The sequence below is a fragment of the Methylovirgula sp. 4M-Z18 genome (assembly GCF_037890675.1).
Taxonomy (GTDB): domain Bacteria; phylum Pseudomonadota; class Alphaproteobacteria; order Rhizobiales; family Beijerinckiaceae; genus 4M-Z18.
On the sequence record NZ_CP149574.1, the window covers coordinates 3,854,760 to 3,880,643 of the forward strand.

General features: G+C 60.5%; 19 protein-coding genes. 12 read left to right on the forward strand and 7 right to left on the reverse strand.

Features of this window, described 5'->3' with window-relative positions:
* Positions 1–289 precede the first annotated feature (289 nt).
* Positions 290–1,099 carry a histidine utilization repressor gene (gene hutC, locus V9T28_RS17760; protein WP_116402488.1) on the forward strand — a complete coding sequence of 270 codons (810 nt, stop codon included), beginning with the start codon at positions 290–292 and terminating at the stop codon, positions 1,097–1,099.
* 105 nt (positions 1,100–1,204) lie between these two features.
* Here hutC and V9T28_RS17765 read toward each other — a convergent pair whose 3' ends face one another.
* Genes V9T28_RS17765 through V9T28_RS17775 form a run of 3 tightly spaced genes read right to left on the reverse strand, consistent with a single transcriptional unit; the run spans position 1,205 to position 6,051 of the window.
* Positions 1,205–2,521, reverse strand: coding sequence for a glycoside hydrolase family 15 protein (locus V9T28_RS17765; RefSeq protein ID WP_116402487.1), 1,317 nt, complete (start codon positions 2,519–2,521; stop codon positions 1,205–1,207).
* Between the two features lie 19 nt (positions 2,522–2,540).
* Positions 2,541–3,845, reverse strand: a complete 1,305-nt coding sequence (locus tag V9T28_RS17770) for a glucoamylase family protein (protein WP_199500263.1) — start codon at positions 3,843–3,845, stop codon at positions 2,541–2,543.
* Between the two features lie 52 nt (positions 3,846–3,897).
* Positions 3,898–6,051, reverse strand: coding sequence for a glycoside hydrolase family 3 N-terminal domain-containing protein (locus V9T28_RS17775; protein ID WP_116402485.1), 2,154 nt, complete (start codon positions 6,049–6,051; stop codon positions 3,898–3,900).
* Between the two features lie 159 nt (positions 6,052–6,210).
* On the opposite strand from V9T28_RS17775, the gene V9T28_RS17780 reads away from it, so the two are divergent.
* Positions 6,211–8,010: an ABC transporter ATP-binding protein/permease gene (locus V9T28_RS17780; protein ID WP_116402484.1), complete on the forward strand. Its 1,800-nt coding sequence runs from the start codon at positions 6,211–6,213 to the stop codon at positions 8,008–8,010.
* A gap of 51 nt (positions 8,011–8,061) precedes the next feature.
* Entirely contained in the window at positions 8,062–9,453 is a 1,392-nt protein-coding gene (locus tag V9T28_RS17785; RefSeq protein ID WP_116402483.1) for a M20 family metallopeptidase, read from the forward strand.
* Between the two features lie 19 nt (positions 9,454–9,472).
* Here V9T28_RS17785 and V9T28_RS17790 read toward each other — a convergent pair whose 3' ends face one another.
* Entirely contained in the window at positions 9,473–10,369 is an 897-nt protein-coding gene (locus V9T28_RS17790) for a fructose bisphosphate aldolase (RefSeq protein WP_116402482.1), read from the reverse strand.
* A 349-nt stretch (positions 10,370–10,718) separates the two neighbouring features.
* Positions 10,719–14,537 carry an autotransporter outer membrane beta-barrel domain-containing protein gene (locus V9T28_RS17795; protein WP_158554888.1) on the reverse strand — a complete coding sequence of 1,273 codons (3,819 nt, stop codon included), beginning with the start codon at positions 14,535–14,537 and terminating at the stop codon, positions 10,719–10,721.
* A gap of 384 nt (positions 14,538–14,921) precedes the next feature.
* Between V9T28_RS17795 and V9T28_RS17800 the strand changes: the two genes are divergently transcribed.
* The gene (locus V9T28_RS17800) at positions 14,922–15,752 is read left to right on the forward strand and encodes a sulfotransferase family protein (RefSeq protein ID WP_245424221.1); all 831 of its coding nucleotides are present in this window, start codon (positions 14,922–14,924) and stop codon (positions 15,750–15,752) included.
* A gap of 111 nt (positions 15,753–15,863) precedes the next feature.
* Here the strand turns inward: V9T28_RS17800 and V9T28_RS17805 are convergent, their stop codons facing one another.
* Together V9T28_RS17805 and V9T28_RS17810 are read right to left on the reverse strand one after the other, a co-directional pair.
* The gene (locus V9T28_RS17805; RefSeq protein WP_116402481.1) at positions 15,864–17,492 is read right to left on the reverse strand and encodes an AMP-binding protein; all 1,629 of its coding nucleotides are present in this window, start codon (positions 17,490–17,492) and stop codon (positions 15,864–15,866) included.
* A 330-nt stretch (positions 17,493–17,822) separates the two neighbouring features.
* A complete protein-coding gene (locus V9T28_RS17810) occupies positions 17,823–18,329 on the reverse strand; it encodes a MarR family winged helix-turn-helix transcriptional regulator (protein WP_116402480.1) in 507 nt (168 codons plus the stop codon).
* A gap of 208 nt (positions 18,330–18,537) precedes the next feature.
* On the opposite strand from V9T28_RS17810, the gene V9T28_RS17815 reads away from it, so the two are divergent.
* The 8 genes from V9T28_RS17815 (at position 18,538) to V9T28_RS17850 (ending at position 25,867) form a co-directional block, all read left to right on the forward strand.
* Positions 18,538–20,850 carry a bifunctional salicylyl-CoA 5-hydroxylase/oxidoreductase gene (locus V9T28_RS17815; protein WP_116402479.1) on the forward strand — a complete coding sequence of 771 codons (2,313 nt, stop codon included), beginning with the start codon at positions 18,538–18,540 and terminating at the stop codon, positions 20,848–20,850.
* 7 nt (positions 20,851–20,857) lie between these two features.
* Positions 20,858–21,646 (forward strand): SDR family NAD(P)-dependent oxidoreductase, encoded by a 789-nt coding sequence (locus V9T28_RS17820; protein ID WP_116402478.1) that lies wholly within the window; start codon positions 20,858–20,860, stop codon positions 21,644–21,646.
* Positions 21,647–21,675: 29 nt separating this feature from the next.
* Entirely contained in the window at positions 21,676–22,095 is a 420-nt protein-coding gene (locus V9T28_RS17825; RefSeq protein WP_116402477.1) for an acyl-CoA thioesterase, read from the forward strand.
* Positions 22,088–22,483: a RidA family protein gene (locus V9T28_RS17830; RefSeq protein WP_199500274.1), complete on the forward strand. Its 396-nt coding sequence runs from the start codon at positions 22,088–22,090 to the stop codon at positions 22,481–22,483. Before V9T28_RS17825 ends, V9T28_RS17830 begins: the two co-directional genes overlap by 8 nt.
* 36 nt (positions 22,484–22,519) lie before the next feature.
* Positions 22,520–22,945 (forward strand): cupin domain-containing protein, encoded by a 426-nt coding sequence (locus V9T28_RS17835; RefSeq protein WP_116402475.1) that lies wholly within the window; start codon positions 22,520–22,522, stop codon positions 22,943–22,945.
* Positions 22,945–23,793, forward strand: coding sequence for a fumarylacetoacetate hydrolase family protein (locus V9T28_RS17840; protein WP_116402474.1), 849 nt, complete (start codon positions 22,945–22,947; stop codon positions 23,791–23,793). Before V9T28_RS17835 ends, V9T28_RS17840 begins: the two co-directional genes overlap by 1 nt.
* Before the next feature lie 2 nt (positions 23,794–23,795).
* Complete coding sequence (locus V9T28_RS17845) at positions 23,796–24,578, forward strand: SDR family NAD(P)-dependent oxidoreductase (protein WP_245424220.1); 783 nt, start codon at positions 23,796–23,798, stop codon at positions 24,576–24,578.
* Between the two features lie 413 nt (positions 24,579–24,991).
* Positions 24,992–25,867: a mechanosensitive ion channel family protein gene (locus V9T28_RS17850; RefSeq protein ID WP_116402543.1), complete on the forward strand. Its 876-nt coding sequence runs from the start codon at positions 24,992–24,994 to the stop codon at positions 25,865–25,867.
* Positions 25,868–25,884 lie beyond the last annotated feature (17 nt).

Sequence of the window (25,884 nt, forward strand, 5' to 3'; positions counted from 1 at the left end):
CGGTGTTCTCCCTGGTGTGAACCTACAAGTTCGGCCTGATGCGCCGGCAACCCGGATGTCAGAGGCAGTTTTGAATGTTTGCATACCCGCTGTGGCACCTCCCCAGATCGCCACATTCTCGTCCGGTCATTCCACGCCGCAAAGTCTTCTCTGGCGCCTGAGATAAAAATCAGGCATAGTCAGATAGGAGTGTGCAGAACTTGTATGTATAAGTTCTATACATAATTTTGGGCGGTATGCAAGCGTTCGATGGACGCGTCCTGGCGCTTTTTTCGAGGTTGACGCAAATATGAGCATGCTATCGGAAAACAAGCGCGAGGCGGCTGAAACCTCCACACCGCTCTATGCCGAGGTAAAACAACACATTTTGGCGCGCGTGCGCAGCGGTGAATGGCCGCCGGATCATCGCATTCCCTCGGAGAGCGAGTTGGTAGAACAGCTCGGGGTGAGCCGTATGACCGTGAATCGGGCTTTGCGCGAACTCAGTCTGGAAGGCGTTCTCGTCCGCATGCAGGGCAAAGGCTCCTTTGTCTCGGGGGGCAACAGCCGATCGGACGTCTTTGCGGTCGGGAACATAGCCGATGAGATCCGCGGGCGCGGTCACGATTACAGCGCCCAGGTTCTGCTCCTTGACACCCTCAAGGCCACGCCCGACGTGGCCGACCTCCTGGAATTGCCCATCGGCAGCCCGGTTTTTCATTCGATTATCGTGCATTACGAGAATGATGTGCCCGTGCAGCTCGAGGACCGTTTCGTCAATCCACTGGTGGTGCCGCATTATCTGGAAGCGGATTTTTCGAAGCTGACGCCCAATCACGTCCTCAGCGCCGTCGTGCCATGGAGCGAGGCGGAGCACCGCATCGAGGCGGTGTTGCCGCAGCCCTGGGAATGCAAGCTACTCGCGATCTCGCGCTCCGATCCGTGTCTGCTGATCCGCAGACGGACATGGACGGCTGGCCAGATTGAGCCGCTTGCGCAACCAGCCGGCAGTGCCGAGGATGCCCGAACACAGGGCCATGTGGTGACGTCCGTGCGGTTGCTGCTGCCCGGCGGGCGCTACCGGATCGAAAACCGCAGACAAACGAACCGCGCAGACTAGCTTAAACTTATATGTACATGATGCGCAACATTATGTACGAGCTTGGCTCATAACCAAAGACAGGCCTAGGGTCAAAACGCGGTCATGGATGATCGCGTTTTGACCCTAGAGGCGTTCAGCCCTCTGCTTGGCCGCCACCGCGCTGATAAAGCCCGCATAGCTCCACGCCAGATGCTTGGCCGAGGTCTGGACGCCTGTGGCCTTGTCGAATTGTTCGGACATGTCGCCGCTCTCGGGCGTGTAGGCGCGGATTGTCCGGAGGTAGGCGTCGCCTCGCGCCAGAAACGCAGCGGCTTGCGGCGCGTCCGACGGTTGCAAGGCGCAAGCGCGCAGAAAGCAGAATTCCGCCGCGGCGAGCGTGGAGAAATAATAGGCCCCGCCGGAATAATAGACGTCGCCATGATAACGGCCGAGCGCCGGCCCACGGTTTGCCGGTCTACCCCGATTGATCGGGTAATCGGTTTCGAACAGCGCATCGAGGCGATCGAGCGTTGCCGCCATCCGAGCGTCTGCCGGCGAATGCGATGAGGAGCCGCCAGCATGAATGGCGGCGAGGATCACGGCGATATCCAGATCCTTTGTCAAGTCCGTATCTTTGCCCACGCGTGAGCGGAAATAACCAGCTTCAGGCACCCAAAAGGCATCCAGCCGTTGCATGATTTCGGCCGCATCGTCTCTTGCCGCTTGCGCCGGCTCAGCCTCTCCTTGCTCCTCCAGCCAGCCGGCACCGAATTCCAAAGCGGCGGCCTGCACGCGCAACGTATAATAGTGCTCGGCCTTTTCCTCCTCCCATATGTCGACGGTTGGTATGCGCCAATGCGCCAGGATGAACAGCAGATCTTCGCGCAGCAATGTCTTGATCGCCTGATCTTCTCTCATCCCGAATGTACGGCCGCTGCGGCACCAGCGCATCAATGTTAAGGCCCTTGTCGCCACGCCGTCATATTGCGGGCGGCCCCAGCCCAGGATATCGAGGCTGCCATCAGGATTGACTCGGGCTTCGCCGCGCACGACGGCTGCGGCAAGATCGTCGTCCGCGCGGACGAATTGCTGCAACTCTGGCGCAATCGGCCGCCGCCATGCCGCATCCTTCACCAATGCGCCGCCATCAAGCCGATCGAGTGCGAGGCTGAAATCGACGAAATCGCAGAAATGCCGCGCTGCCTCCTCGGTGCCGACCAAACGCAGGGCGTCCATCACCAGCGCGGAATCGCGATACCAGTGGAAGAAATAATCGGGGTCGGGATTGTAGGACGCCAAGACAGGAGAGGCGACGACGGATCCTTTCGCCGGCACGATGACCTGCCCGAAGCCATCGCGGCGCTTGACAATGCTGCTCGCCGAAACGCTGCGCAGCATGTTCGCGACGGCAATCGGATATTGCCGCGCGATCCAGCTTTCAAGGTCTGGTGAATCGTTCATGGCCGCTCCACTCAAAGCGCTATTTCGCCGCCAGATGCGGCGACTCAAAACCAAGGCGACGCAAACCGTGCTGGATTTCGGGGCAGCTCATGAAGAGATTCCACAACAGTCCCGTCCGGTAATTCTCGATCATGATGATGATCGGGCCTTGGTCGATGGCGAGATGCGTATCGGCATACCAGCCGCGCGACTCGCAAAATCCATCGACAAAACCGTAATCGCGCCAAAGCTGATGACCGAGCGTCCCGTGAAAATGTTTCAAGGCCGCCAGCGAATGGTCCGGCGCATAGGGCATAGAAGACAGCGCTGCAGTGGGCGCAATGACGCCGGCATCGCTATCGGGCGCGTAAGCACCATAGCCATCCGGGCCGTCGCACGACGTCAGGCCCCAGGCATGTTCGCCGTAACCCGCAAAGCCATTCGGGTTGCGCACACAATGTTCGCGATTGATCCGCACGTGCTGCACATTCTGTTGCCAATAATCAGCGTAGCGATCTTTCAACCCGCGCGGATCAAGGCCAAGAAACGAATAATGCGCGAAAAACATCGGCCCGCCGTAATCGGGGCCAAGCGGCAATTCGATATCGTAGTAGCGCCGCCCGTTCGTGAACTTGCGGCCCTCGGCCCAGCCCTTGTGATAGACATCCGGGTTGATGGGATAACGCGGTGAAGACGCCCCGAGCACATAGGTGATCAAAGCCTCGTTCCAGCCGCGCAGCTCGAAATTCATGGCCCAACCGTTATTCGGGCTCCAGTGCCAGTAGAGCACGTTGCCGCCATCGCGGGCGTGCCAATCCCACTCAGTCTCTTCCCAAAACCAATTGATGATCTGCCGCAAATGGCTTTCCACCGCATTGTCGCGATTGAAATATTGCCTGGCACATAAGAGTCCGACGACGAGAAAGGCAGTCTCGACCAAATCGCCGCCGTCGTCCTTGCGGCCAAGATGGATAACGTTGCCGGTATTGCCGTTCAGCATATGCGGCATGACGCCGTGGTAGCAGGGAATGGAAAACAGAAAGTCGATGATCGTCGTCAAGCGTTCGACAGCTTGTTCCCGCGTAATCCAGCCGCGCTCAACAGCGACGACGATGGCCATCACGCCAAAGCCGGAGCCTCCGGAGACCACGACGTCGATTTTGTCCTGGCTCTTCGGATCGCTGCGATCGCGGGCGAGACCGCAATGCGGATGGGCGAAATCCCAAAAATAGCGGAAGGTCTGGCGTTGCACGAGCTCGAGCAATGCCTCGTCGGATTTGGTCAGACGAAAAGGTTTGGCTGCTTTGGCGGAATGCGTTCCGGATTGCCTTGGATCTTGCCGCAAATCCAACCTCCCTGTCGTGTCACGTCCCGCCTTATCCGGCGGCTCACCGCGGTCAGCCTAGCACCTCGATGCGGGTGCGCAAAAGTCCGCTTGCCTCGGCGCTCGCACCGACCAGGATATCGAATGCCCCCGGCTCGAGCTTTGGCTGAAGATCGCGATCGAGAAAGCGCAAATCATCCGTGGTGAGATGAAAGTTCAGGGCGCCGCTCTCGCCAGCAGCGAGCGTGATCTTGCGGAAGTCCTTGAGTTCCAAGGCGGGCCGCGTCACGCTCGACGCGAGATCGCGAATGAAGAGGAAGAGGGTCTGCTCGCCGGCCTGCGGCCCCTTGTTGCTGACATCGACCGTGACGTCGAGAGCCTCCCCCGCGCGCACCGCCTGCCGGCTCGTTCGCAACCCGCTCAATTCGAATTGGCTGTAGGACAAGCCATGCCCGAACGCGAATCGCGGTTCGTTCGGCATATCGAGATATTTGCTTGAGTAATGCTCCGCCGGAACGGGCGGACGCCCGGTCGGCCGCTCGGCGAAATAGATCGGGATCTGCCCGACATCGACCGGCCAGGACATGGTGAGCCGGCCGCTCGGGTTGAAGCGGCCGCTGAGCACGTCGGCGATCGCCGTCCCCGCCCCGTCGCCCAGAAACCAGACCGCCAGGATCGCCTTGGCTTTCTCGACGAGCCAATCCGGCAGGACGAGCGGACGACCGGAGAACAAGAGGACGATGACCGGCTTCTTTTGCGCAAGCACGGCGCGGGCAAGTTCCTGCTGGGCGTGCGGCAGATCCGGGCGGCCGCGGCTGCTGGCTTCGCCGCTCATGCCGATGGTTTCTCCAAGGCAAAGGACGACCGCGTCGCACTGCCGGGCGAGAACACGCGCGTCGGCCAGTGCCTTCTTGTGACCGCGTTCGATCTCGCATCCGGGCGCAAACGCGACGCGCGTCTGCGGCAAAGCGTCACGCAGCCACTCAAACACGACGGGGTTTTTCCCAGCCGTGTCTTGCTGCGCCTCGCCCTTGCCGTCGGCCAATGGTCCGATGACGGCGAGCACGCCCGTGCTGTCGCGCAGCGGCAAAGTATCATCCTTATTCGTCAGCAGCACGATCGAGCGACGGGCCGCCTCTCGTGCGAGACCATGCCGACTGCGCTGGGCACTCTTGGCGGCGACCGCTTCTGCCGATCCGCACCGCCGATAGGGATCTTCGAAGAGCCCGAGCTTTTCCTTCAGTTCCAGCACCCGGCGGACAGAGCTGTCGATCGTCTCCATCGTGACAAGGCCGCGCTTCAGGGCTTGCGGCAGACCGTCGGTATAGGCACCGCCGCCCATCATATCGATATCGACGCCGGCATTGAGCGCGAGGGCGGCCGCTTCCGTCTGGTCGGCCGCGATGCCATGCACCATGAGTTCGGCAACCGCGCTGTAGTCGCTGATCATGACGCCGGAGAACCCCCATTCGCGGCGCACGATGTCGCGCAGGATGGCGACATGAGCCGTCATCGGCGTGCCATTCAAATCGGTGAAGGCCGGCATGATCGCCGCAACGCCCGCCGCGACGCCCGCCCGGAACGGGGGCAGATAGACCTCATGAAGGCTGCGCTCGGAAATATCCACCGACGCATATTCCCGGCCGGCCCGCACGGTGCCGTAAGCGGCAAGATGCTTGATGGTCGCGGCAATAGAGCCGGCGTCCGCCAGTCGTGGGCCTTGATAGCCGCGCACCTTTGCTTCCGCCATGCGCGCCCCGACCAGTGCATCCTCGCCTGGTCCCTCCTGAATGCGCCCCCAACGGGGATCGCGCGCCACGTCGATCATCGGTGCGAAGGTAATGTCGACCCCAAAGACCGCGCATTCCTCGGCGGCAACGCGGGCCGTAGCTTCCCAGAGCTTCGGGTCAAAAGCCGCTCCTTCGCCAAAGGGTATGGGGAAGATCGTGCTCAATCCCCGCAGCACATCGAGGCCGAAGAACATCGGGATCTTGAGACGGGATTCCTCGACCGCCAGGCGCTGCACGTCGCGGACCCGCTCAGGTCCCCACAGATTGAGAAGACTGCCGATCTTGCCGCCGACGATCGCTTCATGGGTCACGGACGCGGAGGTGGGCCCGGTCTTGACCAAATCGCCGCTCAGCATGACCAATTGCCCAATCTTTTCCTCGAGCGTCATCTGCGAAAGGAGCTGCTCGATGCGCGTCGTGCCGCTAGACTCCATCATTGCCGCGTCCTCCCCTAATCTCTCGAGCTTTATCGGTGATAGACTACACGTGCTGGCGGGCTCAATCAGGCGAACTTATATGTATAGACATCATAGGTTGTCTCAGTCTGCGTTGTCACTGTACTATGTGGGCACAGCCGAGATCTGGACTAGAGCAATATGAACGTTCCAGCCAAGTTGCCGCAACCCGTCGCAACGCATATCGCAGATGCTTCCAGCAATGGCGTTTGGGCCCAGTTGCTCATTATGCTCGAAGCGCTGAAAGGGTCGCCGCGGAAATGGGTGCTGATAAGTCTGCCGGCCGGCAGCGTGGTCGTCATCTCGGCGATCGCGGTTGGCCAGGTCCGGTTGAACCAATGGCAAGGCGCCCTCTACGACACGCTGGTACAACGCAATTTCAGCGGTTTCCTGCATCAGACTACCGTGTTCTTGGCCATTGTTTCTGCCCTTCTCGCCCTGGTGGTGGCCCAAACCTGGCTGACGGAAGTGGGCAAAGTTAGGCTGCGCGGCTGGCTGGTCCGCGACGTAATGGATGAATGGCTGCGCCCGAAGCGCGCCTATCTCTTCGCCTATACCGGGGAGAGCGGCGTCAATCCCGATCAGCGCATTCATGAGGACGCGCGCCATCTTTCGGAACTCTCGGTGGATTTCGGCAACGGACTGCTGCAATCTTCGCTTCTGCTCATCAGCTTCGTCGGCGTCCTGTGGGGGCTCTCGTCCCAGGTCGTCTTCAACTGGGACGGCAAAGACTTCACGATTCCGGGCTACATGGTTTGGTGCGCCTTTGCCTACGCTTCCGTCGGCTCCTGGCTCACCTGGTGGGTCGGACGCCCGCTCATCCAGCTCAATGCCGATCACTATGCGCGGGAGGCAGCATTTCGCACGGCCCTGGTCCGCGTCGTCGAACGAGCGGAAGCCATCGTGCTCTATCGCGGGGAGGCCGACGAACGCGCGTGGCTCGATGATAAATTCAACGCCGTTCAAATCGTTGCCCGCAAACTGGCGGGAGGCGTGGCGCGCCTGACCTGGATTACGTCCGGCCATGGCTGGCTGGCGATTCTTGCACCATTCCTGATCGCCGCACCGGGCTATTTCAGCGGCAGGCTGTCGCTTGGCGCCCTCATGATCACGGTCGGCGCGTTCAATCAAGTTCAAAGCTCATTGCGCTGGTTCGTCGATAATTTTTCGCGGATCGCTGATTGGCGCGCCACTTTGGGCCGCGTCGTCACGATGCGCGAGGCATTGCGGGCATTGGAAACCCTGCACGAAAATGAGAGCCGGATCGACTTCTCGGAACATCCGGAACAGAAGCTGGTACTTGAGCATGTCGAAACCTTTCTGCCGGGTTCACTTGTCGAATGCGCCGTCCTCAATGAAGAGCGAATCGAATTGTGCCCCGGCGAACATGTACAGGTCATCGGCGACGTAACGGCCGTCAAAACGACATTTTTCCTGGCGCTCGCCGGATTGTGGCCGTGGGGCCGCGGCACGATCAGCTTGCCGCCGCGCGACGACATGATGTTCTTGCCACGGCAGCCCTATCTGCCCACCGGCTCGCTCCGGAGCGCGATCGCCTATCCGGCGGAAGCCCATGTGTTCAGTGACGAGGCGATGCGCGCCGCTCTGTCCCGCGTTGAGCTCGGGCATCTCGCCGACGACCTCGATCGCAAGGCCACCTGGGAAAAGGAACTCTCCCTCGATGAAGAGCAAGCGCTCGGCTTTGCCCGCGTGCTGTTGCATGCACCCAAATGGGTGTTCCTCGATGATGCCTTAGGCGCGATGGATCCGAAAATGCGGGCATCGATCATGTCGACGTTCGGCCAAGAGCTGGCCGGCACGTCGGTTGTCAGCACGGGCCGCAGTGCTGAGAACGGTTTCTACAGCAAGACGTTGCATTTGCGACGGTTGGAGCGTCAGGAAAAACGAAGCACGCCGCTGTCAGTTGACGCGGTGACCTGACGGCCGAAGCGTGGCGCGTGCTCAAACTTGGTTCTGCGTGAAGGAACAATCATGGCGACGAGAGCCGACGCAATCGCTGTTGTACAAGAGCATTTTCAATCCGGGCAATTCCTCAAAGAACTGAATGCAAGGGTCGCCTACCGGACCGAGAGCCAGAATGCCGACAAGGGCGACGCCTTGCGCGCCTATCTCGTCGAGAATTTGCAGCCGGCCCTTGCTGAACTCGATTTCACGACGCGGCTGGTCGAGTCGCCGACCGGCCGCGGGCCGTATCTGTTAGCTGCATACCATGAGGATGCCGCGCTGCCGACGGTCTTGACCTATGGCCATGGCGATGTCGTCGACGGCATGGCCGGCGAATGGCGCGACGGTCTCGATCCGTGGCGGATCACGGTCAAGGGCGACCGCGTCTACGGCCGCGGCACCGCCGACAACAAGGGGCAGCACAGCATCAACATGGCTGCGCTACGGGCGGTGCGGCAGGCGCGCGGCGGCAGGCTCGGCTTCAATGCGAAATTCGTTGTCGAGACCGGCGAGGAGATCGGCTCGCCCGATCTGCGCCAGGTCTGCGAGGCGCATCGCGACGAGCTCAAAGCCGATCTGTTCCTGGCGTCCGACGGGCCGCGGCTTTCGGCCGAGCGCCCGACGATCTTCCTCGGCTGCCGCGGCGGCAACCGCATCCATCTCGACGTCGACTTGCGCGAGGGCGGACACCATTCGGGCAATTGGGGCGGCGTGCTCGCCAACCCTGCAACCATTCTGGCGAATGCGATCGCGAGCCTCGTCGACGGCAAGGGCCGCATGAAGCTCGAGATCCTGAAGCCACCGCCGATCTCGCCCGAGGTCCGCGCCGCGCTGGCGGATGTCAAGGTCGAACCGGCCGCGGACGAGCCCGCGCTCTCGCCCAACTGGGGAGAAGAAGGCCTGAGCGCCGCCGAGCGGCTCTATGCCTGGAACACGCTCGAAGTGCTGGCGATGTCCGCCGGCAATATCGAGAGGCCGGCCAATGCCATTCCGGGCAAGGCCAGCGCCGTGCTGCAGCTCCGCTTTGTCGTCGGCACGAAATATCTCGAAATGGTCGATGCGATACGCGCCCATCTGCACGCCGACGGCTTTCCGATGGTGAAGGTCTCGGGCGCGCAACGCTTCGCCGCCTCGCGCGCCGACATGGACAGCCCGTGGATCGACCGGGCAGCGAAATCGATCCGCCAGACCACCGGCAAGCCGCCGGCGATCCTGCCGAATTTCGGCGGCTCGCTGCCCAACGACGTGTTCGCCGAAGGCCTCGGCCTGCCGACCATCTGGGTGCCGCATTCCTATCCGGGATGCTCGCAGCACGCCCCCGACGAGCACATCCTGTTGCCGGTGACGGAAGAGGCACTCGCCATCATGGCCGGCCTGTTCTGGGATCTCGGCGAGATGCCGCGCACGTCTCACAAATAAGGGGGATTCTGCCGCTCGATCAGACCTTGATTGCGCTCGCGGTGTATATCTCGTCGATGGTCTTGGCGAGGCTGGCATCGAATTCTGCATCGCTCATCGTCACGCGCAGATCCTCCGTCAGGGCGCGCGAGAAGCTGGCGATCATGCCATGATTGTGGCTGAGCTTCTCGCAAGCATCGGCACGGGTATAGCCGCCTGACAGCGCTACCACGCGGGTGACGGCCGCATGGTCGATGAGTGGCTTGTAGAAATCCGCGACGGTGGGGATGGTGAGCTTGAGCATCACCTTCTCGCCGGACGGCAAAGCGTCGAGTTGCTTGGCGATCTCGTCACGCAGGATAGCCTCGGCTTCCTGCTTGGTCGGGCTCTTGATCGAAACTTCCGGCTCGATGATCGGCACCAGGCCGTGGCCAAGGATCTGTCGGCCCACCTCGAATTGCTGCTTGACCACCGCAGCAATGCCCGCCTTATCGGCATTGGCGATCACCGAGCGCATCTTGGTGCCGAAGATGCCCTTCTTCGCCGCGCGGGCAAGCAAGGCGTCGAGCTCAGGCATCGGTTTCATCACCTGCGCGCCGTTCTCCTCCGCGGCCAGGCCCTTGTCGACCTTGAGGAAGGGAACCACGCCGCGCTCCTCCCACAGATAGGAGGGAACCGGCTTGCCGTTGGCATCGCCGTCCATGGTCTTCTCGAACAGGATGGCGCCAATCACTTTGTCGCCGGAGAAGGCGGGAGCCGTCATGATGCGCACGCGCATTTCGTGCATCAAACGGAACATGTCCTCGTCGCCACTGTAGCTGGAATCCGCGATGCCATAGAGACGTAGGGCGCCGGGAGTGGAACCACCGCTCTGATCGAGGGCGGCGATAAAGCCATCCTTGCCGGTCATCTGCGACATCATCTTGGCGTCTGCCATGCTACTCTCCCTTTTGCGATCTGGTTCGCGACTGTCACGATACGATATAATAGGGTCTTCCGAGAGCCGCTGTCGATAAGGGAACGGCATCGCTTTATCGGGTTGAGCTTGAGGCAGGTGCGGAATGCGAGCCCGCCGGGGATGAGCGCGGTGGGCAGGAATGATATTTTGCCAGTGACTGAGCGCATCGTGGGCATCACAAAATCCGCGCCCGAGCGGCTTAGACTTTCTGGTTGTGGAAACCCGGACGACGTTCGAGGATGCAAGTCTCGCACATCGATTGACATTTGAGCTCTTTGCGTCGCCCCCAACTTCTTTGGGCTTTATGTCGCTGGCTGCGGCATAACCCTCAGAAATCGTATCGCATGCCGCCGTTGAAGGCCCAGCCGCGGAAGCCACCGCTGCTGACGTTCTGCTCGCGCGCCACATCGCCATAGAGCGAGACATTGTGTGTCAGAGTGCCCGTCATACCGGCCCGGAACTCGACCGCCGTGCCAAGCTGACCGGTGCTGAACCCGACATTGCTGAGCGTCACCTTGTTGCTGCCGCCAATGCCCTGCAGCAGATTAACCTCAAAATAAGGTGTCAGCTGCATTTGGCTTGGGCCCGCAAAATGCCGCAGCACCCGCCCGCCAGCGCGGAACACCGCCTGATCCGGGCTGCCAAGATCGACATTGATGTTGTCGATATCGATCTTATGCGCAAAGTCCAGCCGCTGATAGGTCATCTGAGCCTCAGGCTCGACGATGAGATCGTACCAGCCGGTCTGCAGCGGATACCCCGTTTCGAGCGAAAGATCGAAGCTGTTGCCATCGAGGCTCGTGGTCTTGCCGCGCTGCGGCGTCGTGGCCTTGCCAGTGAACCAGCCCCCCGAGACGATGGCATCGACATACCAGCCAAGACGAGACTGCCAGGTCAGCATGCCGGCCACGGTCACAGTGTTGGCGTCACCTTTGCTTTGCCCGTCGACCGCACTCGGCTGATACCGCAGCGAGCCCAGCGTGGTGGCAAGGCCAACGCGCAACTTACCGTCTTCGCGATCAAGCCCGATCCAGTTGCCACCGAACTGCACCGCCGAATAGTCGCCCGAGAAGTTGAAGCCGAAGTTGCCAAAACTCTTCGTCGACTTGTAGTCGAAGGTGTTGCCAAAGCCGCGCACGAAGAACTCGCCTTGCTGCGGCATGCCCTGTTGCTGCGCATCACGGATCTCACCAAGCCGGCGATGCAGCTCATCCAGATCCTGGAAGTTAGCGTAGAAGAGAGCCGTCGGCGCCGAGATATAAGCAGGTACCTGCGGCACGACCGCTGGGCGCGTGTTGGGCAGTGTCAGCGGAGCACCCGGACTCACGGGTCCAGCCGGTGAGACATAGGCGTTCTGCAGCCGGTAGTCCCAATAGCCATTGGCATTGCCGACAAGGTCCTGGCTCGCCGCCGCCGGGCCATTCGGAGATCCTGGCCCATAGGCATAGAGTTTGTATTGGAACGGCGTGCCGCCACTGATATAGCCGCCAGGAAGCGTGAAGGCATTGGCGGTGGAAGCGCCGGCCACCTGAACGAGGGAAATACCGTCGACCGCATTGGGTATGCCGGTGGGACCGAAAGCACCGGTGACGGCGCCGCTGCCGGCGGCGCGCACAATGAGCGACGTGTTGCCGATCGGGTCACCCGTGACCAGCATTCGATCGGTGAATTGATTGGAGAGTGGGCCGCCGGCATTCAGCAGCGTGTTGAGCACGAGCCTACCGTTGTTGCCGGTATAATTGCCGGTCACAGTCAAGGTCGTGCCAGTCGAGGTACCGTGCAGGTTGGTTGCGACGACACCGGCGTTGGTCAGGCCGGCAATCGTCTGGCTGATGCCGTTGGCATCGAGCGTAGCGCCGCTGGCGACGACAAAGTTGGAGCCCGGGCTGAATGCGCCCGACGCACCGGCCTGCAAGGTGCCGGCTGAGACCGTTGTCATGCCGGTATAGGTGTTGGCGGCGGTCAGAACGGTCGTTCCCGCGCCAATCTGCTGCACCGCGCCGGTGCCCGAGATCACACCGCTAAAATCATAAGTATCGGAGCGATCGAAGGCCAGCGTACCGTTATCAGTGACACTGCCGGTGATGCTGCCTGAGCTGCCGCCATTGCCGAGTTGCAACGTGCCTGCGCTAATGGTGGTGCCGCCTGTGTAGGTGTTATTGCCGGTTAGGACGGTCGTGCCGGCGCCAATCTGCTGCACCGCGCCCGTGCCCGAGATCACACCACCAAAATCATACGTATCGGAGCGATCGAAGGCCAGCGTGCCCTTATCGGCGACATTGCCGGTGATGCTGCCTGAGCTGCCGCCATTGCCGAGTTGCAACGTGCCTGCGCTAATGGTGGTACCACCTGTGTAAGTGTTATCCCCGGTCAGGACGGTCGTTCCCGCGCCGATCTGCTGCACCGCGCCCGTGCCCGAGATCACACCGCCAAAATCATAAGTATCGGAGCGATCGAAGACCAACGCGCCGTCATCGGTGACATCGCCGGTGATGCTGCCTGAGGCGCCGCCATTGCCGATTTGCAGCGTGCCCGCGCTGATCGTCGTTCCACCGCTATATGTATTATTTGCGATGAGCGCCAGTGTACCGCTGTCGGCCTTGGTCAACGCGCCTTGGCCGCTGATAACGCCGCCGATTGTGTAGGTGTTGGTGCCACTTACATCGATCGTGTTGGCAAAGCCGGCGATAGGATTGAGCACGACATCGCGCGTGGTACTCGTGGTCGCGGTCACCGCCAACGTGCCGCTGCCAGGAAGGCCCGTATCTGCGTCGGTGCCGCCGAACGTGAGGGCACCCGCGGTACTCCCCAGAGCGGCATCGTTGCTGATTTGCAACGTGCCGCCCGTGATCGTCCACGGTGTCACCACGCCTGTCGCGCTTGTCAATTGCCAAGTGCCGGTGCCCGACTTCTGGAACGCATTGAAGTTCTGATATTTGGCGCCGATCTGCGACACGTCGAAGACCGTCGCCGTGGCGGTGCCGCCGCCTAAGAGATTCGACGAGCTCCCGCCGAGGATCAGAGTGTTGATGGTACCGGTCACGCCCGAAGCATTGCCGACATTGCCGCTGATCACCCAGCCGGATTGCAGCTCCAAGCTGTTGGTGCCTCCGGTGAAGAGAATGGCATTGGATCGGACGGTGCCGGTATTGCCGTCAAGGCCGCCGGCGATCGTGCCGGAATTGACGATAGTCAGATTGCTGCCGCGAATGCCGACGCCGCCAACGCCGCCACCTGTCGTAAGACCTGGTGATGGGGGCCCGCCATTGCCGCCCTGGAGGAGGCCCGTGTTAATGATCGTTGTTGCGAGCCCCGCGACTTGGCCGCCGATGCCGCCGACGCCGCTGATGCCGCCGCCTAGACCGCCACCGCCGCCATTGCCAATGGCGTCGCCGCCATCACCGGCGGTGCCATGCTGCAGAGGGTTGAGCGAATAGTTGACGCCGGCCGCGCCATTACCACCGTAGATTTTGCCATTATTTGTGATGCGGAAGATGCCCGTGATATTGCCGCCCGTGCCACCGACGCCACTTGCCCCATAGCCGCCCGCGCCGCCACCACCGCCAACGCCCGCGCCGCCGCCTCCGCCGCCTCCACCACCGCCGAGGCCATACCCGCCGCCGCCACCGCCGCCGCCGCCGCCAACGCCCGCGCCGCCACCGCCGCCGCCGCCGGAGCCATAAAGGTGACTACCTTGGCCGCCGCTGCCACCACTGATGACGGAGCCTATGGGATTGGTGAAGATGAAAGATTGGCTAACACCGCCCCCCGGATTTCCGGTGTGCTGATATGCCCCGCTGTTGCCACCCCCGCCGCCGGTGACGCCGGAGCCGGGGCCCCCGCCGCCACCTCCGCCACCGCCATAAGTGCCGCCGCCGCCCAAGCCACCGGTTGCGTCGGCGCCAGCACCGCCGCCGGGGGACGTGCCGCCGCTACCGCCAACGCCCGTATTGGTGCCCGGTGTGCCACCTGCGGCCATTGCAGGAGAGCCAGCTATTGCAACTGCTGCAACCGTTAGGACCATAACAGCGAGCGCTGTGGTACCCATCAAAAACGCGCGGTGTAGCCCCTTCGCGGCAGACGTCATGACGCGAGGCGGCAGATCGACCTTCACATGCTTCGGGCTGCCGTGCCGGCGACGGGCCATCTCCCGTGCCCCCGGCAAGATTTGCCCGCATTCAGATCGAATCGGCGAATGAGTACGGATCAAGTAAGTTCGCACTATTGCCTGCCCCATAGCATAAGCGCGTCTTCAAGGAGTACCCCACCCTTAACCTTGAAAGCGTACATTACCAAGAGCTTTTTTGCGGAATTAATGTGGGAGCTTTGTGTCAAGGGGAGAAAGGGGGCACTCCCTGTCCACGCGCAGGCGAAGGAGCGCCCGCATGCCGCGGCAAGCTGCGGCAATAACGAGCTTGCCGACGCCGGTCCGCGCCTCCTCATCGCAAATCACGGGCCGGATTGAATTCGGAATCGGCATGTGGCTATCTGAGGAGCGTATTTCATTTTATGGGTATGGCTGGAGAAGGCGTTGACACAAGAACTTTTGCAGCGCCGTTTTCATTTCATTTCCGGCCTTCCGCGGTCCGGCTCGACATTGTTGTCAGCCATTTTGAGCCAGAACCCCCGGTTTCAGGCCAGTATGAGTAGCCCGCTGGGAAGCATGTTCGATACCATGCTGGGAGAGCTAAGTGATCACAACGAATATTCCGTCTTCATCACAAATGACCAGCGCCGCCGGATTTTAAAAGGCCTGTTCGACGGTTATTACGGCCCGGAATTCGGTGCCGGTGTGATTTTTGACACCAACCGTGTCTGGTGCACCAGGCTGGAGGCGCTCAGACAATTATTTCCGCACAGCAAGATCATCGCCTGTGTGCGGCATGTATCATGGGTTATCGACAGTATCGAGCGGTTGGTTCGTCGCAACATCTTTCAGCCTTCCGGAATCTTCAACTATAAACCCGGCGGCACGGTATATTCGCGCGCGGAGGGGTTGGCCAAAGGAGACGGTTTGGTTGGCTTTGCGCATAATGCGGTGAAACAGGCCTTTTATAGTGATGACCCCTCCAACTTGATGCTTCTGCGCTTTGAAACGCTGACAAATGAGCCCGCCCGCGCCATCGCCGCAGTGTACAACTTTATCGGTGAGCCGGCATACAGCCATGACTTCAACAATGTCCAATACGAGGCGGATGCGTTTGACCGGCGCCTGGGCACGCCCGGGCTCCACACGGTGCGCCCGAAAGTCGAGCCGGTCGCACGTTCCAGCGTGCTGCCGCCGGATTTGTTTCACCGTTATGAAAATGAGGCCTTTTGGCTCGAACCGGCCTTGAACTCTGGTAAAGTGAAGGTGGTGTAGCGCGTGATACGAAAGGGTCGGAACCTGTTCCAAGTATCCGTTTGAATCCTCTTGGCCCGGCACGACAGCACCAAAGACTCTTAGGTCTCGGCTTCGGCACTCTCGCAGCAGTCAAGCCCCGGTCGATTGCTTCAGCCGGAACCGCTGGATTTTCCCCGACTCCGTTTTCGGCAGGGCATCTGTGAAGACGATCGATCGCGGATATTTGTAAGGCGCAATGATGGTTTTGACGTACTCCTGCAGGAGCTTTGCCATCGCCTCGCTTGCGGTGGAGCGATCATTGAGGACGACATGTGCCTGGACGATCATGCCGCGCGCCTCGTCGGGCACGCCGATGACGGCGCATTCGGCGACGGCTTCGTGTTTCAGCAGCGCCGCCTCGACTTCCGGCCCGGCGATATTGTAGCCAGCGGACACGATTATGTCGTCGGATCGTGCCGCGAAGTGGAAATAGCCATCCCCGTCCTGGAAAAAGGCATCGCCTGTCAGGTTCCAGCCGTCGCGGACATAGTCCTTCTGTCTTGCGTCCGCGAGATAGCGGCAGCCGATCGGTCCCTTGACGGCGAGCCGTCCGATGGTGCCGCGCGAAACTTCGTTCATCGCCTCGTCCACGATCTTCGCGGTGTAGCCCGCCAATGGGCGGCCGGTGCAGCCTGGGCGACTGTCGCCGAGATGATTGGAAATGAAAACGTGCAGCATTTCCGTTGAACCGATGCCATCAAGGATCGGTTTGCCGGTCTTGCGCGTCCATTCCTCGAACACGGGAGCAGGCAAGGTCTCGCCCGCCGAGACCGCGATGCGCAGCGACGACAGATCGGCCCCTTCGTCAATCGCCGCAAGCATGGCTCGATAGGCGGTCGGGGCGGTGAAGCAGATGGTCGCCTTGTAGGTCTGGATGATCTCGACCATTTTCGGCGGCGAGGCCGTTTCGAGCAGGGTAGCTGCCGCGCCGAAGCGAAGCGGGAAGATCGCCAATCCGCCGAGCCCGAAGGTGAAGGCGATCGGCGGCGAGCCGACGAAAACGTCCTCCGGCGTGACGTGGAGCACTTCTTTCGCATAGGCGTCGGCGATGATGAGCATATCGCGGTGGAAGTGCATCGTTGCCTTGGGAACGCCGGTGGAGCCCGACGTGAAGCCAAGCAGCGCAACATCGTCGCGGCCGGTTTTGACCGCCTCGAAATGGACAGGCTTATCGAGCGCGGCGCGGTCGAGTTCCGCGTCGTGGTTGGCGGTGCCGTCGAAGCCGATCACCTGGGTCAGAAAGGGGCTTTCCTTGGCAACGGCGATCAGTTCATCCATCAGGCGCGTGTCGCACAGCGCCATCGAAACCTCGGCCTTGTCGATAATCTTCATCAGCTCGCCGGCACGCAGCATCGGCATGGTGTTGACGACGACCGCGCCGGCCTTTGTCGCCGCCAGCCAGCAGGCAATCATCGCCGGATTGTTGGCGGAACGGATGAGAATGCGATTGCCGGGCTTGATGTCATAGTCTTCGACCAGCGTCCGTGCGAGCCGGTTCGTCCAGTCGGTCAGTTCCTTGTAGGTGCGCCGCCGTCCGTTGCCGATCAGCGCGGTGTGGTCGCCGAATCCCTTTTCGACCATTCGGTCGGTCAGTTCCACCGCTGCATTGAGATAGTCTGGATACTCAAACCCTTCGAGATCGAGCTCGGGCCATTCCTCGAAAGGCGGCAGATGGTTCCGGGTAAACGTGTCTGCATGTCCAGATGGGCCCAGGTTCATGATCGTCCCCTATTTGCAAACATATGGTCTGCACGCCTTGCCGCATCTGCGGGTGGCGGGATTTTGCTTTTGACTAAGACTGACACAGGCTTGGTCGACCTGCAATAAAAATATTTTAAGCTTGTAATATTTTTTTTGCGAAGCCGCCAAAGCCACCCTTCGCCAGGGGGCAGAGCGTCGCCGATATGAGGGATTTCAGGAATAAGCTTGGAACAAACGCCGATCGTCAGCGAATTTTCTGAACTTTATTGCACCTCGTCATGCAATTATTGCCAGCCTCGAAGTTGAATCTTCGCACGGAAGAGCTGGTCTAGTTTGATAAAATCAATATCAGTCGTCGTCCGACGATCCCGACTTGGACATATACTTTGCCGTGGAGCTTTTGACCTGACCGACGTGCGTTAACAGGCCGGCGAGAACGATCGGATCGACATCCGCCAGCAATTCCTTCAACCAATTTTCGTGGGCCCGCGCCATGCGGCCGAAGATTTCGCGGCCCTGTGGCGTGAGGCGGGCGACGGTGACGCGGCGGTCCTGTCCAAGTCGCTCGCGCACCAGCATGCCCTCGGCTTCGAGCCTCTCGACCAGCGCGGTGATGTTGCCGTTGGTGACCATGGTGAGCTGCGAGATTTCGCCGAGGCGCAATCCGTCCGGCTGACGATAGAGCTGCGAGAGCACGTCGAATTGCGGCAGCGTCGTATTGAATTCATTGCGCAATCTTTGCCGAATCTCCTGCGAGATCAGCCGTGTTGTGGACAGCAGGCGCAGCCACAGGCGCAGCTCCAGCTTCTTGCCTTCCTGTGTTCCGGCGACGATCGCCTCCAGGTCGTTCGACATCGCGCCCTCACTTTTTCGACAGATCCGGAGTGCTGAGGAATGCCGGGGATGTCAAGCCGAATGATTAAACGCTCAAATATTCGGGCGGCGGCATCGGGATGGAAACGCAACACCCGCATTTTTCCGATTGACAATCGCCGCAACCATAATATTTTAATCTTAAAATAATTGCCAGCAACCACAGAACCCGAGCGAGAAGGAAACGACAATGCGTATCGTCTGCATCGGTGGCGGGCCAGCCGGGCTCTATTTCGGCTTGCTGATGAAAAAACTGCATCCGGACCATCAGGTCAGCGTGGTCGAGCGCAACCGGCCTTATGATACATTCGGTTGGGGGGTTGTCTTTTCGGACGCCACGATGGCCTCGATGCAGGCCTGGGATAAGGAAAGCGCCGACGAAATCCAGCAGGCGTTCAACCATTGGGACGACATCGAGGTGCTGTTCAAGGGCACGCGCCAGCGCACCTCCGGCCACGGTTTCGTCGGCATCGGGCGCAAGAAGCTCCTCAACATCCTCCAGGCGCGTTGCGAGGCGCTGGGCGTCGAACTGAAGTTCGAGACGGACGTCAACAGCGACAGCGATTTCCCCGACGCGGACCTCATCATCGCATCAGACGGCCTCAACTCGAGGATACGCAACAAATATGCAAAGGTTTTCGAACCCGATCTGGTGGTTCGCCCCAATCGCTATATCTGGCTCGGCACAAACAAGCCTTTCGACGCCTTCACCTTCGATTTCCGCAAAACGGAACATGGCTGGTTCCAGGCGCATATCTATAAATTCGACGAAAACACCTCCACCTTCATCGTGGAAACGACCGAAGAGGCCTATGAGGCGCACGGTCTCGGTCAGATGGACCAGCAACAATCGATCGACTTCTGCCAGAACCTTTTCGCCGAAACGCTCGACGGCGCACCGCTGATGACCAATGCGCGCCACCTGCGTGGCAGCGCGTGGCTCAACTTCAGCCGCCTGATCTGCGGAAAATGGAGTTGTTTCAACGGCCAATCGCATGTGGTCCTGATGGGGGACGCTGCCCATACCGCGCATTTCGCCATCGGATCTGGCACCAAGCTTGCCATTGACGACGCGATCGAGCTTGCCAATCAGTTCAACCAGGCAGGTCACACCAAGGAAAGCATTCCCGACGTTCTCAAAACCTATGAGGACATTCGCCGTATCGATGTGGCGCGCATCCAGAATGCCGCGCGCAATGCGATGGAATGGTTCGAAGTGGTGGGCAGCCGCTATGCCGACACGCTGCCACCCGAACAATTCATGTATTCCATGCTGACGCGCTCGCAGCGCATCAGCCACGAGAACCTGCGCCTGCGCGACAAAGCCTGGCTCGAAGGGTACGAACATTGGTTTGCCGGCCAATCCGGTCTTGCCGTCACGGAAAACGAGCGCTGCCTGCCGCCGATGCTCACGCCCTATACTTTGCGTGGCACCACGCTCGCCAACCGCATCGTGGTGTCGCCCATGGCCATGTATTCGGCGAAGGACGGGCTGCTCGACGATTTCCATATGGTGCATCTGGGCGCACGCGCACTCGGCGGCGCAGGCCTCGTCTTTGGTGAAATGACTTGCGTGGCCGCCGATGCCCGCATCACGCCCGGCTGTCTCGGCCTGTGGAATGACGCCCAGACCAAGGGCTGGAAACGCTTCATCGATTTCGTGCACGCCAACAGCGCAGCGAAAGTGGGCATCCAGCTTGGCCATGCGGGCCGCAAGGGCGCGACAAAGATTGCCTGGGAAGGCATCGACCAGCCGTTGGAAGACGGCGCATGGTCATTGCTTTCGGCCTCTGCGCTCCCCTACCTCAAGCACAGCCAGATGCCGAAGGCGATGGACCGGGCCGACATGGATCGCGTGAAGGCCGATTTCGTCGCCGCCGCGAAGCGCGCGGCGGAAGCCGGCGCCGATTGGCTGGAGTTCCATGCGGCGCACGGTTATCTGATATCCTCCTTCCTCTCACCGCTCACCAACCGGCGCGAGGATGAATACGGCGGCAGTCACGAAAACCGCGCGCGCTATCCGCTGGAAGTCTTCGCTGCCATCCGTGAAGTTTGGCCGCAGGACAGGCCGATTTCCGTTCGCCTCTCCTGCCATGACTGGACGGACGGCGGAAACACGCCGGAAGATGCGGCGACTTTTGCCAACATGTTCAAGAAAGCCGGCGCGGACCTCATCGATTGCTCGTCCGGCCAGGTTTGGAAGGAAGAAAAGCCGGTTTACGGCCGGCTGTTCCAGACGCCGTTTTCCGACAAGATCCGTAATGAGATCGGTATTCCGACGATCGCCGTCGGCGCGATTTCCGAAGCCGATCATGCCAATTCGATCATCGCGGCCGGCCGCGCCGATCTGTGCGCCGTGGCCCGCCCGCATCTCGCAGATCCCGCCTGGGTCTTGCATGAAGCCGCGAAGATCGGCCTGAAATCGGTGCCGTGGCCAAAGCAATATATGGCTGCGAAATACCAATATGAAGCCAATCTCTCCCGCACCATGGCGGCGAAGTGAGGCGGCGATGCTGAATGCCGAACCTCTGAAAGGACGCCATGCGCTTGTCACCGGAGCCGGAAGCGGCATCGGTGCGGCGATCGCCCGAACGCTTGCCCAAGGAGGCGCGAACGTGACACTGGCAGGCCGCCGCCGTGCGCCTCTGGAAGAGCTTGCTTCCGACATCGGGGCAAACTGTTTCGTCCTTCAAGGTTTCGACGTGACCGAACCGGATGCGATCACCACCGGCCTCGCGGCGGCCCGGGGCACGTTCGGTCCGATCTCCATCCTCGTCAACAATGCCGGCGAGGCTCCGAGCGCACCTTTCGAAAAGACCTCCGCGGAGATGTGGAACCATGTGCTTTCCGTCGATCTGACTGGCGTCTTCAACGTGACGCAAGCAACGCTCGCCGATCTCAAGGCGCATAGCGATGGGGCGCGCATCATCAACATCGCTTCGACCGCGGGCCTGACCGGCTATGCTTACGTCTCGGCCTATTGCGCCGCCAAACACGGCGTCATCGGCCTGACGCGGGCGCTGGCACTCGAACTGGCGAAAAAGGGCGTGACGGTCAACGCCGTTTGCCCCGGTTTCACGGACACGCCGATCATCCAGCACTCCATCGGCACAATCATGCAAAAGACCGGGCGCAGCCACGCGGACGCCCTTGCGGAACTCACGAAATCGAACCCGCAGGGGCGGCTCGTTCAGCCGCAGGAAGTGGCCGATGCGGTGCTGTGGCTTGCATCGCCGAGCGCTGCTTCTGTCACCGGGCAGGCGATTGCGGTCTCCGGCGGCGAAGTCATGGCCGGCTGAGCACAAAAGCAAACGAGAAGAGAAGAACAATGCCCTTCACCATATCGAAGCCCATGCGGTTCGGCGATTGCGATCTGACTGGGATCGCCTATCACCCGGCCTACCTGTCCATGCTGGTTGACGTCAACGAGGCAATGTTCGCCTCCTTCGGCGTCACATGGAAAGAGATCATGTTCGAGCGCAAGCTTGGCCTGCCCACGGTGACGCTGAACCTTGAGTTCAAAAAGCCCGCGGTCTATGGCGATACGCTCGATTTCGCCGTGCATGTGCGCGCCATCGGTCGCGCCTCGCTCGATCTGGAAACCGTTGTGACGGTGCGGGGCGATGTGATCTGGACAGTGCGCCAGCGGATCGTCATGACCTCGCTCGAAGACCACAAATCCCATCCCTGGCCTGACGATGTCCGTGCGGGCCTCAAAAATTATCTGGAGCCCAGACATGATGCATGAAATCATCCAGCCGGACGGTTGGGCAAAGCCGATCGGTTATTCAAACGGAATCAGTGCCCGGGGCCGCATTGTGCAAATCGGCGGCCAGATCGGCTGGGACGAGCATTGCCAGTTTCATTCGGACGACTTTGTCGATCAGGTGCGCCAGACGCTGCTCAACATCGTCAGCGTGTTGAAGGCGGCCGATGCAAAGCCCGAACATCTGATCCAGATGACATGGTATTTCACCGACCGCATCGCCTACAAATCGCGCATGAAAGAAATCGGCGCCGTCTATCGCGAAATCATCGGCCGTCATTTCCCGCCGATGGCTGCGGTGCAGGTTGTGGCTCTCATGGAAGACCGCGCCAAGATCGAGATTCAGGCGCTCGCCGTCGTGCCCGATTGAAAAGGCCGTCGATCATCAGATTCCAAGGAGGAAAACATGAGCACCAAAGTCATGCCCGTCATCACCCGCAAGGGGCAGGAAGACAATCAGACCGGCCAGTCCGGCGGCTGCGTGCGCATTTCCGGTGTTGGCCCGCAGCATACGCCTGCGACCAAGATCTGGTTCGGCAAAGTCTCGAATGAACCGGGCTATCGTTCTTATCCGCATCATCACGGCGAAGCGGAAACGGGCGGCTATGTGCTGAAGGGCAAGGCCCGCATCTATTTCGGCGAGAACTGGCAGGAATATCTCGACATGGAGGAAGGCGATTTCATTTTCGTGCCGCCGCACTGGCCGCATATCGAAGTCAACATGTCCACGACGGAAGAACTGGTCTGGCTGACGACGCGCACGCCGGACAATATCGTGATCAACCTGCCCGACGTTGACGACTCTGTTCTCGTCGGCTTCCGGAGGGCCTGATGAAGCTGCTGCGCTATGGCCCTTTCGGTGCTGAAAAGCCAGCTCTTCTGGCAGAAGACGGCACGATCCGTGATCTGTCGAGCATCATCGCCGATATTTCCAGCCAGACGCTGCGCGACGAAACACTTGCGCATGTGCGTGCTGTCGATCCGGCCAGCCTGCCGGCCGTGTCGCCCGGGCGCATCGGCGCATGTGTCGGCAATATTGGCAAATTCATCTGCGTTGGCCTGAACTATGTCGACCACGCCCGCGAAACCGGCAAGGCGCCGCCCGAGGAGCCGATCCTCTTCATGAAAGCGACGACCGCAGTCGTTGGCCCGAATGACGATATCGAAATCCCGCGCGGCTCGACGAAGGCCGACTGGGAAGTCGAACTTGGCGTCGTCATCGGCAAGCGGGCGAAATATGTGCCGGAAGATAAGGCCCTCGACCATGTCGCCGGCTACTGCGTCGTCAATGACGTGTCTGAGCGCGCCTTCCAGTCGGAGCGGGGCGGACAATGGACAAAGGGCAAGAGCCACGACACATTCGGCCCGATCGGTCCTTACCTCGTGACGCGCGATGAGGTCACCGATCCGCAGAAACTTTCGCTCTGGCTGGATGTCGATGGCGTGCGCCGCCAGACCGGCACAACCGGCAACATGATCTTCCCGGTCGCTTTCCTTGTCAGCTATATCAGCCAATTCATGACGCTGGAGCCCGGTGACATCATTGCCACCGGCACGCCGCCCGGCGTCGGCATGGGCATCAGGCCCGAACCTTTGTTCCTGAAGCCCGGCCAAGTGATTGCGCTTGGCATTGAAGGGCTTGGCCAACAGCGCCAGCAAACCATCGCCGCGAGGGATTGATCATGAGTGATCTGAAGGGCCGTCTTGCCATCATCACCGGCGGCGCACGCGGCCAGGGCGAAGCCGAGGCCCGCCTTTTTGCCGCAAAAGGCGCCGCCGTCATCATTGCCGACGTGCTGGCGGAAGAGGGACGCGCGCTCGCGCAAACCCTGCAGGACGATGGCCTCGAAGCTCGCTTCACTTATCTCGACGTCACGGACCCGGCAAGCTGGGCAAGCGCCGTGGCGCTGGCCCTCGAATGGAAAAGCCGGATCGACATTCTGGTCAACAATGCCGGGATCATCAATCGCTCGACCATATCGAACACCGGCCTCGATGCCTGGGAGCGTGTGCTCAAGGTCAACCTGACCGGTGCGTTCCTTGGGATACAGGCGGTGAGCGAACCGATGGCCGAAAATGGCGGTGGTTCGGTCGTCAACATATCCTCCAACAGCGCATTTTCCGGCCATTATGATCCGGCTTACACCGCCAGCAAATGGGGCCTTCGCGGATTGACCCGCAGCGCGGCGATGGAATTCGCTTCGAAGAATATTCGGATCAATGCCGTTTGCCCCGGCCTTGTCGTCACCGGACTGAATGCCTCCAGCCCTCATCTGGAGCCGATGATCCAGATGACGCCGATGAAACGCAGCGGCAAGCCCGAAGAAATCGCCGAACTGGTTCTTTTCCTTGCCTCCGATGCATCAAGCTTCATCACGGGAGAGGATTTCGTCATCGACGGCGGATTCACGGCAGGGGCGGCCTATCGCCGCGTTGCGACGCAAACAGGGATCTTCAAAGCATAGCTGGCACTTGAAGAGGCGCCGCGCCAGCAGTGTTCGGGTCGTGATCCAACGGCCGCGTTTAAGCGGTCGGTCTCGCACACATGACAGGCGTCGGCCTGCGCGCAGTGCAATCTTGAAACGCAGTCGCATGCGCGGCCGTTCATATTCGGTCGCGGTGACGATTTAAGCTATGGCCGCGGGCGCCCAAGAGATAGGCACCCTCTCTCCTCGGGCTGCTGTTTCGCGATTGACCCTGATTTTATCGGGAGCGGCCGCCAAAAAGCCGACATTCTGTTACGAAATAGTCTCCGTGCGGGAAACCGCATCGTCTCGCGTGCGACACGCATTGAGGTCGCACACCTCTGCGTCGTGGCTGAAGGCATCCATTTGGGATGATGCAGCCACTCAACTCCAAAACCAACGAAGAGGGAAAGATGGAAGAGAAAGCTGCAGAACTCGTCAAAAATACAAACGCTTTTGTAGTTATGCTCACGGATTTGTTCATAAGGTATGCACTGTCGACCGTTGGCGCGATCGTCATCCTGTGCGCGGGATGGCTCTTCGCGGGCGTCATGCAGCGATGGACCATCCAATCTCTCGCGCGAATCCACGGTATCGATGAAACCCTTACGCGCTTTTTCGGGGCTTTGGTGCGTTACGCCATCCTCATCATGGTTTTTGTCATGGTGCTTGGACAATTTGGCGTGCAAACGGCTTCGATATTGGCGGCCCTCGGCGCAGCGGGTCTGGCCATTGGTCTTGCACTGCAAGGGACGCTGCAAAATATCGCGGCCGGTATCATGCTGCTCGTGCTGCGCCCCTTGCGGGTGGGCGAATCTATCAGCGCCGGAACGATCGTCGGCACTGTGCAAGAGATTGGGCTCTTTGCGACAGAGCTGAAAACCTATGATGGCCTTTACATGTTGGTCCCCAACTCGTCGCTATGGAACACGCCGGTCACCAACTACAGCCGGCTGAAGACACGGATGCATGATTTTAAAGTCAGCATCGCCTATGACGACGACATTGAGAAGGCATTTGCGATCATCAAAGACATTGTGGATGCTCAACGCGGCGTCCTGACAACCCCAGCGCCCGTTCATTTTGTTTCGGCCTTAAACGAGAACGCGGTCGTTCTATGCTATCACTATTGGATCACGCGCGACGAATATTGGAACGTCGTATGGAACACGATTAAATCGGTCAAAACCGCCTTTGAGCAGGAAGGCTTCCGCATTCCCTACCCGCAGACGATGTACTTGCTCGCGGACAAAGGCAAGAAAGGCGATGTTCCCGCGAGCGCTTCCTGAACGTAGCTACGCTCAAC